This is a genomic window from Ruegeria sp. CDSC045, from assembly GCF_059610725.1.
In genome coordinates, this window is sequence record NZ_JBXWOE010000001.1 from 315,000 (window position 1) to 326,890 (window position 11,891).

At 57.2% G+C, this 11,891-nt stretch carries 14 protein-coding genes; 5 read left to right on the forward strand and 9 right to left on the reverse strand.

Going from position 1 to position 11,891, the window contains the following annotated elements; translation table 11 throughout:
- Window positions 1-24 precede the first annotated feature (24 nt).
- Window positions 25-816 (forward strand): FAD binding domain-containing protein, encoded by a 792-nt coding sequence (locus tag AC2FH6_RS01545; protein ID WP_496700903.1) that lies wholly within the window; start codon window positions 25-27, stop codon window positions 814-816.
- A gap of 52 nt (window positions 817-868) precedes the next feature.
- Here AC2FH6_RS01545 and AC2FH6_RS01550 read toward each other — a convergent pair whose 3' ends face one another.
- Window positions 869-1,807, reverse strand: a complete 939-nt coding sequence (locus AC2FH6_RS01550; protein WP_496700905.1) for a MurR/RpiR family transcriptional regulator — start codon at window positions 1,805-1,807, stop codon at window positions 869-871.
- A 44-nt stretch (window positions 1,808-1,851) separates the two neighbouring features.
- On the opposite strand from AC2FH6_RS01550, the gene AC2FH6_RS01555 reads away from it, so the two are divergent.
- The 3 genes from AC2FH6_RS01555 (at window position 1,852) to AC2FH6_RS01565 (ending at window position 4,395) form a co-directional block, all read left to right on the forward strand.
- A complete protein-coding gene (locus AC2FH6_RS01555) occupies window positions 1,852-2,619 on the forward strand; it encodes a beta-keto acid cleavage family enzyme (protein WP_496700907.1) in 768 nt (255 codons plus the stop codon).
- On the forward strand, window positions 2,616-3,932 hold the full coding sequence (locus AC2FH6_RS01560; protein ID WP_496700909.1) for an aspartate aminotransferase family protein: 1,317 nt from the start codon (window positions 2,616-2,618) through the stop codon (window positions 3,930-3,932). Before AC2FH6_RS01555 ends, AC2FH6_RS01560 begins: the two co-directional genes overlap by 4 nt.
- Before the next feature lie 70 nt (window positions 3,933-4,002).
- Entirely contained in the window at window positions 4,003-4,395 is a 393-nt protein-coding gene (locus tag AC2FH6_RS01565) for a hypothetical protein (protein WP_496700911.1), read from the forward strand.
- Between the two features lie 48 nt (window positions 4,396-4,443).
- Here AC2FH6_RS01565 and infC read toward each other — a convergent pair whose 3' ends face one another.
- The 7 genes from infC to cobA all read right to left on the reverse strand — a co-directional run bounded on the left by infC (window position 4,444) and on the right by cobA (window position 10,067).
- Window positions 4,444-5,025, reverse strand: coding sequence for a translation initiation factor IF-3 (gene infC, locus AC2FH6_RS01570; RefSeq protein ID WP_246097134.1), 582 nt, complete (start codon window positions 5,023-5,025; stop codon window positions 4,444-4,446).
- Between the two features lie 123 nt (window positions 5,026-5,148).
- The gene (locus AC2FH6_RS01575) at window positions 5,149-5,982 is read right to left on the reverse strand and encodes a ferredoxin--NADP reductase (protein ID WP_496700434.1); all 834 of its coding nucleotides are present in this window, start codon (window positions 5,980-5,982) and stop codon (window positions 5,149-5,151) included.
- Between the two features lie 109 nt (window positions 5,983-6,091).
- On the reverse strand, window positions 6,092-6,499 hold the full coding sequence (locus AC2FH6_RS01580; RefSeq protein WP_496691318.1) for a DUF934 domain-containing protein: 408 nt from the start codon (window positions 6,497-6,499) through the stop codon (window positions 6,092-6,094).
- Window positions 6,496-7,257 carry a phosphoadenylyl-sulfate reductase gene (locus AC2FH6_RS01585; protein ID WP_496700913.1) on the reverse strand — a complete coding sequence of 254 codons (762 nt, stop codon included), beginning with the start codon at window positions 7,255-7,257 and terminating at the stop codon, window positions 6,496-6,498. Before AC2FH6_RS01585 ends, AC2FH6_RS01580 begins: the two co-directional genes overlap by 4 nt.
- Window positions 7,247-8,911 (reverse strand): nitrite/sulfite reductase, encoded by a 1,665-nt coding sequence (locus AC2FH6_RS01590; RefSeq protein ID WP_496700915.1) that lies wholly within the window; start codon window positions 8,909-8,911, stop codon window positions 7,247-7,249. Before AC2FH6_RS01590 ends, AC2FH6_RS01585 begins: the two co-directional genes overlap by 11 nt.
- 65 nt (window positions 8,912-8,976) lie before the next feature.
- A complete protein-coding gene (locus tag AC2FH6_RS01595) occupies window positions 8,977-9,291 on the reverse strand; it encodes a DUF2849 domain-containing protein (protein WP_142634089.1) in 315 nt (104 codons plus the stop codon).
- Entirely contained in the window at window positions 9,291-10,067 is a 777-nt protein-coding gene (cobA, locus tag AC2FH6_RS01600) for a uroporphyrinogen-III C-methyltransferase (protein WP_496700917.1), read from the reverse strand. Before cobA ends, AC2FH6_RS01595 begins: the two co-directional genes overlap by 1 nt.
- 142 nt (window positions 10,068-10,209) lie before the next feature.
- On the opposite strand from cobA, the gene AC2FH6_RS01605 reads away from it, so the two are divergent.
- Complete coding sequence (locus AC2FH6_RS01605; protein WP_142634084.1) at window positions 10,210-10,689, forward strand: Lrp/AsnC family transcriptional regulator; 480 nt, start codon at window positions 10,210-10,212, stop codon at window positions 10,687-10,689.
- 3 nt (window positions 10,690-10,692) lie between these two features.
- On the opposite strand, the gene AC2FH6_RS01610 is transcribed toward AC2FH6_RS01605, so the two are convergent.
- Complete coding sequence (locus AC2FH6_RS01610; RefSeq protein WP_496700919.1) at window positions 10,693-11,874, reverse strand: cytochrome P450; 1,182 nt, start codon at window positions 11,872-11,874, stop codon at window positions 10,693-10,695.
- Window positions 11,875-11,891: the final 17 nt, after the last annotated feature.

An 11,891-nucleotide genomic window follows, 5' to 3' on the forward strand; every position in this document is an offset into this window, starting at 1 on the left:
GCGCCTTTCGGAAAGGAAGACGAAATGTACAATTTCGAATTTGAGAAACCCTCGACCATAGCCGACGCGGTTGCCGCTTTAGGGGCTGAGGATGCGCAGGCGTTGGGTGGTGGGCAAACCCTGATCCCGACGCTGAAACAACGATTGGCGGCGCCATCGGCACTCGTCTCGCTCAGCGGAATTCCCGAAATGCAGGGCGTCTGTGTTGGGGATGACGGGTCGGTTTCTATTGGTGGCGCAACGCCGCATGCATTTGTTGCTCAAGAGGCAGCGGGATCATACCCGGCGCTGGCCGCATTGGCCGGTCAGATCGGTGATCCGGCGGTGCGCAACCGCGGCACGATTGGCGGCTCGGTTGCGAATAACGATCCGGCGGCCTGTTACCCGGCGGGTGTGCTCGGATCCGGGGCCACGATCGTGACCAACGCCCGTCAGATTGCGGCGGATGCGTTTTTTGATGGCATGTTCTCGACCGCACTGGATGAGGGTGAGATCATCACTTCCATCCGCTTTCCGGTGCCACAGGCCGCGAGCTATCAGAAGTTCTTGCAGCCAGCCTCGCGCTTTGCGTTGGTGGGTGTCTATCTGGCCCGGTTCGCCGACGGTGTGCGTGTGGCGGTCACGGGCGCCAGCGAGGATGGGGTGTTCCGCTGGTCCGAAGCAGAACAGGCGCTGAATACTGAATTCCGACCGGACGCGTTGATGGGGCTGAACATCAACCCGGCCAACATGATCGGCGATCTTCATGGCAGCAAAGCGTATCGCGCGCATCTGGTCAGTGTGATGACCAAGCGGGCTGTGCTGGCCTGCATGTAATTAAATCGGCTTTTAGTCGCAAAGCCCCGGGGTGTGTCCCTCGGGGCTTTTTCTATTTTCGGCGAATTTTCGGAAGCTTGTTTGGCTGCCAATAGGCCCCGGTATCTTCGCGCGCCTTTTGATAGGCCTCAACGCGGTGCGCTGCTGTTTTGCCACCAGCGTCAAATAAATGGCCGATGAGACATTCCAACACAGCCATGACACCGGCAAAGCTCGAGGTGTGATGTTGTGACCTTGTGCTGACGGTAAAGACGACATCCGGGTCGACACCCGGCGCAATGACTTCGCTATCCGAGATCAGGATGACCCGAAGTCCTTTTTCCCGGGCGTACCTCACGGATTTTATCGTTTCGGCCGAATAGGGGCTTACGGTGATTGCCAGCAGGCAATCCTTGTCATCCGCGTCCAGCAGATCATCAGTGGCCGAGCCAATGTGGCGGGGGATCAACTGAATGCCCGGGTGCGCCATGCGCCCGTTATAGGAGAAATAATAGGCCAGCGCGTAACTCGCACGAGTGGCTGTTACGAAGCATCGGCGGGACCCGAGTATATGTTCAATGGCCAGATGCGCTGTGTCGGGCCTCATCAATCGCAGCGACCTGACAACGACATTCTGTTCGTTGCGGGCAAGCTTGGCTTGAAGTTGACCATGGGCTCCTTCAGCGTGCATGTGGGTTTGCCAGGCAGGGCCAAGGAATTCTTCGTTATCCGTCGCCAGATTTTGACGGAACGGAGAGCGAAAGGCCTGAAACCCACCATAGCCCATATACTGGGCAAGCCTGACAAGGACATTTGCACTGACACCGATCTTCTCGGCAGTTACCCGTATCGGGTCGAGGCCAAAATCCGCGGGGTGATCCACGATGTATTTGGCTGCCGCCTGAAGTCTGGGCGGCATCTGGTCGATGTTTTTCCTCAAGTTATCTGTCAGCTGGCGTTGGGTCTCTGTCATGAAAAAACATATGTTATGAAAGAAGGAAGTGTAAAACATAGGCCGCTTGCATAGATGCGGCAACAGGTAATCGGGGGCAGGGAATGTCACAGCATCGGTCGAAATCTGAACCCTACATTCTGGCGGCGCCCAATGGTGCGCGCCGAGGTGCGGCAGATCACCCAGCCCTGCCTGTCACAACCTCGCAAATTCTTGAAGCGGCCAGAGCATGCCATGAGGCCGGTGCGGCCGGTCTTCATCTGCACATTCGGGACACAGAAGGCCGTCACTCTTTGGACGCGGGACAGTATCTGGAAACACTTGCCGAACTTCGGCGGAGGGTTCCTGCCCTGGACATCCAGATCACAACCGAGGCGGCAGGGATTTTTGATGTAAGCAGCCAGTTCGAATGTCTGAGGAAGGTTAGACCGGCTTGGGCGTCGATCTCGGTCCGCGAAATCGCGCGCGATAACGATCTGGCTGACCGGATCTATGGTCTTTGCGCGGATCAGGGGACGCGGGTTCAGCATATTCTTTACGACGCTGAAGATGCGGCCCTATTAACAAGGTGGCAAAAGCGTGGTGTTGTGCGCGAACAGCAATCCGACCGTTTGCTTGTTCTGGGGCGCTATCGGACTGATCAGGAATCAAAGCCCTCGGATCTGGATGCGTTTCCGGACGGGGATTCGCCCTGGATGATCTGTGCCTTTGGAAAACAAGAGCATGACTGTCTGGTACATGCGGCGTCCTTGGGCGGTGATGTCCGGGTCGGATTTGAAAACAGCATCGCAGATCGGAACGGAGACACTTGGGACAATAACGCCGCCTCAGTCGCGGCTCTTGTCGCCAGATTGAAAGAGGATAGATCATGAGCCACGTTTTCCCACGCCATACGAAATCTCAGCTGCCAGTCGCGGTTGGCGGCGAAGGCTGCTATCTGATCGATGCTGACGGTAAGCGGTATCTGGATTGCGGTGATGCTGCTGTGTCCTGTCTTGGCCACTCAAACCGGGCGGTGATCGAGGCGGTTCAAAGCCAGGTTGAAAAGATCGCCTTTGCGCATACCGGGTTTATGACGTCCGAACCTGCCGAAGCCCTTGCGGACCTTCTGATTGATCATGCGCCCGGGGATTTGGATCGCGTTTATTTCGTATCCGGAGGGTCCGAAGCAACAGAGGCCGCCATCAAACTGGCGCGGCAGTATTTTCTTGAGATCGGTCAGCCCGAGCGCCGCCACGTCATCGCGCGCCGCCAAAGCTATCATGGAAACACTTTGGGGGCCTTGTCAGCGGGGGGAAATGCCTGGCGCCGTGCGCAATTCGCACCGATGCTGATCGAAATGACCCATATAGCGCCCTGCTACGAATATGCCGAAAAGCAAGATGGTGAGAGCAGCCACGCCTATGGTCAACGGGTGGCCGACGAGTTGGAGGCCGAAATTTTGCGTCTTGGCCCTGAAACCGTCATGGCGTTTATGGCCGAGCCAGTCGTGGGGGCAACGCTGGGGGCGGTCCCGGCGGTCGAAGGGTATTTTAGGCGCATACGTGAAATCTGTGATCAATATGGCGTTTTGCTGATCCTCGATGAGGTCATGTGCGGTATGGGGCGCACCGGGCATTTGTTTGCCTGCGATCACGATGGAATTGCCCCGGATATTCTGTGCATCGCCAAGGGTTTGGGGGCGGGTTATCAACCCATCGGCTCAATGTTGTGTACGAGCCGGATATATAAGGCGATCCAAAATGGGTCAGGGTTTTTCCAGCACGGGCATACCTATGTCGGCCATCCGGTGGCAACTGCGGCGGCATTGGCGGTGCTGAAGGAATTGACGAGCCAACAACTGCCCCAGCGCGCCGATTTTATGGGGCATAGACTGCAATATGCGCTGGAAACTGCGTTCAGCGAGCACCCTAATGTCGGCGATATTCGGGGCCGCGGGCTGTTCCGCGGTATCGAGCTGGTCTCGGATCGGGCCGGAAAAACACCGTTTGATCCCTCACTTGGTCTCGCGGGCAAGATCAAGAAGGCGGCGTTAAACGCTGGTCTGATCTGTTACCCCATGTCTGGCACGCGCGATGGTCGAAGTGGCGACCATATTCTGTTGGCGCCGCCTTTCATTATCGAAGACGCACAGATTGATGAATTGGTTGAAAAGCTGGGGGTTGCACTCAAAGCCGCGATCTGACGCTCTTTTGATCTGACCTTCTCTTTTTACTCAATAGGGTATCGACAAAAGGTTAATTCCTGAAGGAGCGATGATGATTGTCGACATCTGGAAGAGTTTTCGTGACTTGCCCGCCTGGGTACAGATCTGGTTGGTGGTGCTGCTCATCCCGACCAATCTGGCACCTCTGGCGTATCTGGATCAGCCAAATGGTATTCTAATCGCAGCACTCTCAATCGGTGGGATGGCATTGAATCTTCCGATCATGCTGGCGACACGAGGGATGAGCAAAGCGATGGCATTTCCGCATCTAATATGTTGGGTGCCAATGGTTTTCGTCGTGATTGCAGCATTTGCAAGCGAGGCTGAACTGGCGACCGAATATGCGAAATTTCTGGTGTTTCTACTGGTTATTGACCTGATTTCGCTGGCATTTGATGTGAATGACGCAAGGGTCTGGCTCAAAAGCCGAAGCGCAAAATAAAACCCCCTCAATCCGAGGGGGTTTCGAATAACGCAGTTGTCGCAGGGCTTACTTCTGCGGCAGCGGGCCGATCATCATGATCATCTGACGGCCTTCCATCTTGGGCATGTTCTCGACCTTGCCGATTTCCTTGGTGTCCACGGCAACACGTTCCAGCAGCTCACGGCCCAGATTCTGGTGTGCCATCTCACGACCACGGAAGCGCAGAGTCACTTTTACCTTGTCGCCGTTTTCAAGGAATTTGAACACGTTGCGCATTTTGACTTCATAGTCATGAGTATCGGTGTTGGGCCGGAACTTGACCTCTTTCACCTCAATGACTTTTTGCTTTTTGCGCGCTTCGGCCTCGCGTTTCTGTGTTTCGTATTTGAATTTACCAAAGTCCATGATTTTGCAAACCGGAGGGTTTGCATTCGGCGAAATCTCGACCAGATCCAGGCCGGCTTCGTCCGCGAGTTGCATGGCTTTGGCGGGATGAACCACCCCGACATTTTCACCTTCGGCGCCGATAAGGCGAATTTCGGGGGCACGGATCTTATCATTGACGCGCGGGCCGGTGTCTCTCTGAGGCGGCGCGTTGTGAGGTCTGCGAGCTATGGGTTCATTCCTTTGATGATTGCAGAATTTCAAGCCCGGAATTTAGACTGGGCTGCGGGACGATTCAAGCGGCATAAGTGACCACCAGCGTGAATTTCCCATGATATTCCCGCGTTTTTGCCGATCTGATGTCGCATATCAGACCGGCAAACCGGATTAGCCAACAAAGGCCTTTTCAATGACGAATTCCTTGGGGTCGGAATTTGCGCCTTCGCGCAGTCCGAAATCCTCGAGGATTTTTTTGATATCCAGGTTGAAAGCCAAAGACCCGCAGACCATCGCACGGTCGGTTTCCGGTTTGATGCCGCCCTCAATCGCCAGATCGGCAAATACTGTGCCGTCTTTCAACAGCTCGGTAATGCGGCCCATCTTGGGGCTCTGTTCGCGTGTGGTGGTCGGGTAGTAACGAATCTTGTCCGCAAAACCTTCGCCCATCAGCTCAGCCAGCATTTCGTCCTGGCGAATGTCTTCGATCAGCTGACGACCATATTCCAGCTCGGCCACTTCGCGGCAGGTATGGGTGATTATGACCTCATCATAATCCTCATAGGTCTGTGGTTCGCGCAGCAGTGAGGCGAAGGGTGCAAAGCCGGTGCCGGTGGCAAAGAACCACAGGCGCTTACCGGGCAGCAGGGCGTCATGGACCAGCGTGCCAACCGGCTTGGGCCGCAGGATGATCTGATCGCCTGGTTTGATGTGCTGAAGTTTCGAAGTCAGCGGGCCGTCCTGTACCTTGATCGAATAGAACTCAAGCTCTTCATCCCAGGACGGTGAGGCGATGGAATAGGCGCGCAGCAAGGGTTTGCCGTTGTCACCCAACAGGCCGATCATCACAAACTCGCCCGAGCGGAACCGCAAGGACGCGGGGCGCGACACTTTGAATGAGAACAGGCTGTCAGTCCAATGCTTGACGTCTGTCACAGTCTGGGCGTCCGGCAGAACGGGGGCCTTCACGGCGGTTGCTTCGGTCACGGGTTTCATCTCTGTCATCGTTTCACTGCCGGTGGAGTAAACCGACATCTCCGTTTAATCTTTGATCCAAGTCAGGAAAAGGGGGCTCTTGCCCCTACGTTCCTATTTGAGGCTGCAAAAGGCGATTTTAGCCGCGCAGGCGGGCCTGATAGTTGTTGTCCTGCCAGTTGGCGCGAGCCACCCATTGATCTTCGGGCTGACGATCGGCCAGAGTGTCTTCAATCTCGACCTCATCAAAGCCGCTGCGCCGCGCCATGGCATACTGGTCGGCCAAGACATGGCCTTTGGCGCGCAAGCGACCGGTATAGCCTTTCAGGCGCAGGGTCCGCGCGATGGTAAAGCCGCGCCCATCCGCAAAGGACGGGAAATCGACGCGCACCATCTTGGCGCTGCCCAGCCGTTCGGCAAGTTCATCCGGATCCGTGTCCGAGCTGACATCCAGCGCGACCACATCATTGGCCGCGTCTTCCAGCGTGACATAGCCATCAGTCCAATCATCGGGGGCGAACCCCTCATCGGTTACGATAACGTTCATGTGTTCTCTCCGGCGCGCATCATCTTGCCATCTACAAAATGAATGCCGCATTCTTCCTTGTTCTGATCGCGCCAGCGTCCGGCGCGGGGGTCTTCACCCTGTTTGACCGGCGAAGTACAGGGTGCACAGCCGATCGAAGGGTATCCTTTGGCCACCAGCGGGTGCCTGGGCAAGTTGTTCTCTTCCATATAGGCGCGCACATCTTCGGGCGCCCAATGGGCCAGCGGGTTGACCTTGATCCGGCCTGTGCCGTCCTCGACCTCAAAGAAATCAAGCGTGGCGCGGGACCCGGCCTGAAACCGTTTGCGCCCGGTGATCCAGCCATCATATCCCAACAATGCCTGTTGTAGCGGGAAGGTCTTGCGCAGGTTACAGCACGCATCCATGTCCCGCAGACGCAGCGCGCCATAGGGGTCGTCGCGTTGAACATCCTCTTCATCCGTGCGGATGATCTTGACGTTTCGCAACCCCAACCGCTCGCTCACCTCCTGCTGATACTCCAGCGTTTCGGTGAACAGCATCTGCGTGTCGATGAACAGCACCGGGGTCATCTTGTCGACCACGGCCGCCATATGCAGCAACACCACCGATTCCGCACCGAAACTTGAGACCAGAGCCAGATCATCGATCTCTTCCATTGCTCCGTGCATCACGTCATGCGCACTGTGGTGGCGGAACCGGGCGTTCAACTCACTGACCCGTTCGGTCAGTTCACGTCTATCCCGGCCCAGTTCAGTCTGGATCAGATCAAGCGGCATTCGCTCGCGCCTCGGGGTAGAGGGCCGCCTTGAACGGAGTCATTCCGACACGGCGATAGGTCTCGAGGAAGGTTTCTTCGGCGCCCTCACGCTGCTCCAGAAAGGTTTCGACGATGCGCTCAACGGCCGGAACGATCTCATCATAGGCAAAGCCCGGACCCGTACGATCGCCGATTGTGGCGTTTTCCGTGCCGTCGCCACCCAGAGTGATCTGGTAGTTTTCGACGCCCGCACGATCCAGACCCAGAATGCCGATATGGCCGACATGGTGGTGACCACAGGCGTTGATGCAGCCCGAGATCTTGATCTTCAGGTGGCCGATATCATGCTCCAGTTTGAGGTCTTCGAACCGGGTGGCGATTTCCTGTGCAACCGGGATCGAACGCGCCGTTGCCAGAGCGCAATAGTCCATGCCGGGGCAGGCGATGATGTCGCTGATCAGGCCGATATTGGCGGTCGCCAGTTCGTATTCCTTCAGCTTGGCATGGATCGCGGGCAGGTCCGATTTGTGGACATGCGGCAGGATCACGTTCTGCTCATGGCTGATGCGCAGCTCGTCATAGGCGAACTCTTCTGCCAGATCGGCCATCACGCGCATCTGTTCGGCAGTTGCATCACCCGGCGTTGCGCCGTGCTTCTTGATCGAGATGGTGACAATCGCGTGGTCTGCATTCTTGTGCGGCGCGATGTTGGTATCGACCCACGAGCGGAAGACCGGATCGTTGGTGTATGCACCTTCAAACGACGCAACCGACGCTTCGCGGAAGGTGGGTGCAGCGAAGTGGCTCTTGATCTCTTCCAGCAGGTTCATATCCGCGCCTTTGAACTGCGGGCGGACCTGCAGGAAGCGTTCGTTGACCTTGGCGCGGATAGCGTCGATGCCATGCTCATGCACGGTGATCTTGATGCGCGCCTTGTACTTGTTGTCGCGGCGACCGATCTGGTTCCACACAGAAACGGTGGCTTCGAGATACGCCAGCAGGTCGTCAAACGCGACGAAGTCAGACAGTTCCTTGCCGATCATGGGCGTACGGCCCAGACCGCCGCCTACGATGACGCGAGCACCCAGTACGCCGTCACGCTCGACCAGTTGCAGGCCGATGTCATGCGCCTTGATAACGGCACGGTCGTTCTCTGACCCTGTGATGGCGATCTTGAATTTACGCGGCATGAACTGGAATTCCGGGTGGTCGGTCGACCATTGGCGTAGCAGTTCGGCATAGGGGCGCGGGTCGGCGACCTCATCTGCGGCGGCACCGGCGAAATGGTCGGCGGTCACGTTACGAATGGTGTTGCCGCTGGTCTGGATGGCGTGCATGCCAACCTCGGCCAACGCGTCCAGCATATCCGGCACGTCATTCAGCTTGGGCCAGTTGTACTGGATGTTCTGACGGGTAGTGAAATGGCCATAGCCCTTGTCCCACTTCTCGGCCAGCAGGGCCAGTTGGCGCATCTGCGCGCTGTTCAGCGTGCCATAAGGAATGGCGACCCGCAGCATATAGGCGTGCAGCTGCAGATACAGGCCGTTCATCAGCCGCAGCGGCTTGAATTCATCCTCGGTCAGCGATCCGTCAATGCGGCGCTCGACCTGGGCGCGAAACTGTCTGTTGCGTTCTGCCAAAAATGCTGTGTCGAACTCGGAGTAGCGATACATGATTAGCTGTCCTTAAGTGCAGCCCCGATCCTGGGGCCAATGTAGGGGAGAGAGAGGGCCAGGGATCAGGCCCGGGGCTGCGGGGAAGTTTCCTGTTTGCCGTGGGCATAGTTGGACGGACCAGTCCGGCGGAAGTCTTCCCGAAAATGAGTTGGTTCTGGGCCTTCGTCGCCAGCTATGGCATCCGCCAGATAGGCACCGACAATCTTGCCTGCCTGACGTTCGGCATCCAGAAGGCGGATCTGTGCGTGGGCTTCGTCTGTGATCAGCTCTGCCTCGGATAATTCACGCGACCAGCGGTCGTCCTCGGTCAGATAGATGACGTCACCTTCCAACAGATCGTTGGCGGTTACCACTTTGGGGGTAAAAGCGCGGGCCATCAGGCGTGCTCCTTTTTGAATTCAGTCAGGGCCTTGGCTGCCTGGCGGGGGGCAAGGCCGTAAAAAGTAAGGGTGGGGCCGTCCATGTCCGAGGCGTTCAGATCGGCGGACATGTGATCCAGCGTCGTGGTCAATATGCGCTGATCGGGACGCGACGCGTTTTCGATCAGCGTCACAGGTGTGGCCCGGTCGGCGCCGTGCATGATCAGGCGGCCCTGAATAAACCGGGCAGACTTTTTGCCCATATAGATCGCCGCCACCGAACCGGGCTGCGCCAGGGCGCTCCAATCGTGATCGGCGAACCCCTTCATGTCGTGCCCGGTCAGGAAACGGATCGAAGAATTGCGCCCGCGGCGGGTCTGGCTTTGCCCGATGCCCGCAACTGCGGCCGAGGCTGCGGTGATGCCGGGGATAATCTGCCACGAGATGCCAGCTGCTTCGACGGCGTCGATTTCTTCGTCTAAACGACCAAATACGGTGGGGTCACCGGATTTCAGGCGTACAACGCGTAGACCCTTCAGGGCGTGCTCTACCAGCAGCGCGTCGATGTCTTCCTGTTTCCACGAGGGGCCAAACCCGGCTTTACCAACATCGACCAGGTCGGCCGTTTGCCCGGCAAGGGCCAGCACCTCGGCGCTGATCAGCCGGTCATGCAGGACAACATCCGCGCGCTCGAATGCGCGCAGGGCCTTGAGCGTCAGCAATTCGGGATCACCGGGGCCTGCGCCGACAAAGTCGACATGGCCTGCGTCCTGATATGTTTGCGTCACTTGCATGTTTCGGTCCGGGTTGGTTTGACTTGACCCTCAATATAGGAAATATTCCCGGTATTGCGCCATATGTGCGCATAAATAAGAACAAATGTTTCGCTGTGTTGGTCAAGCGATACGAAAGTTTCGAAACGAGGAAGAAATTGGAATGTCAGTGCGGATTGATGACACGGATAGGAAAATTCTGGTTGAGCTGCAGCGCGACGCCAGCCAATCGCTGGACGAAATAGCAGCCCGCGTCGGCAGTTCCAAGACGCCTGTCTGGAATCGTATCCGCAAGCTGAAAGGGGCCGGGGTGATCGGTCAGCAGACGGTATTATTGGATGCCGAGGCGCTTGGTTTTGAAGCGACGTTCTTCGTGCTGATCCGCACCTCTGAACACGAGGCGGATTGGCAGCGAAAGTTCCTCAAAGCCCTGCGGGACCGCCCCGAAGTACAAGAGGCGCACCGGCTGGCGGGGGATATCGACTATATCCTCAAGGTGCGGGTTAAGAACGCGCGCGCCTATGACGTGTTCTATCAGACTCTGATTTCCGAGGTGCGCGTCCACAATGTGACGGCTCTGCTGTCGATGGAAGAGATCAAGTCGACGACCATGCTGCCGCTGAATGCCCTGATCGAGAACTAGCGGTCAGACCTGAACCATCAACCGCTTTAGCCCGTGAAAATGGTAGCTGTTGGAATATTCCGGTTCCGCGCTGAGCGCTAGGTTGGGACAGCGTTCGAACAGTGCCGCCAGCGCTACTCGCATTTCGAGTCGGGCCAACGGTGCTCCGACGCAGAAATGCAGACCTGCGCCAAAGCTGCTGTTGGTCAGGATGGGGCGGGTTGGATCGAACTTATGAGGTTCGGCCCAGACTTGGGGATCACGGTTCGCGGCTCCAAGCAACAAAGCGACTTCGTCACCGCGTTTAAAACTGTGCCCGAACAGGTCGATCTCTTCATAGGCATAGCGCGTGAACATATGCAGCGGGGGATCAAAGCGCAGGATTTCTTCGACGGAGGCGTCAATCGTTTCAGGCTGAAAGGCATCGGCTTTTACACCTTGTCGCAATACGGTCCTAAGCCCATTTCCCAGAGAATGAACCGTGGCCTCATGACCGGCATTCAACAGCAGAATGCAAGTTGCAACCAACTCGTCACGTGACAGTTTTTCACCATCTTCTTCAGCGGCGATCAACCGGGTAATCAGGTCATCCCGAGGGTCAGACCGGCGCTTTTCGACGTAAGACGAGAGAAAGTCGGTGAACTCTTTTGCCGAGGCCGCCGCCGCATCCTCGGTCTGGCGTGTGCGGCTGGCCTGATACATCGCCACCATGTCATGGGACCAGCGCAAAAGCTCGGGCGACATCTCTTCGGGAACGCCTAGAAGGCGGCAGATCGTAACGACCGGAACTTGCGTGCAATAGGTGTCCAGAAGATCGAAGGGCGCATCCGGAAAGGCGTCGATCAGCTTGTGGCTGAGGTCTTGGATCGTTGGTTCCAGTGCCGCAATGGCACGTGACGTAAAGGCGCGCATGACCAGGCGTCGAAGCCGGGTGTGGCGCGGCGGCTCTGCTTCTAACAACGAATGAGATTCGACCATCAGCCAGGGGGCTAGATGCGCAGGACCTGGACGTTGCATTTCCGCCGGTACTTCGCGACCGAAACGACGGTCCTTCAGCAAGGCCTGAACCGCCCGGTGGGATACAGCAGCGTGCATCCGGTAGTCGGCCCAATACACAAGGTCGCCATGCGCGCGGGCCGCATCATAAAACGGATAAGGGTTCTGGACAAAATTCGGGTCAACAGGGGATTGATGCAAAGTCTTCATGGCGGGCACACTTGCCA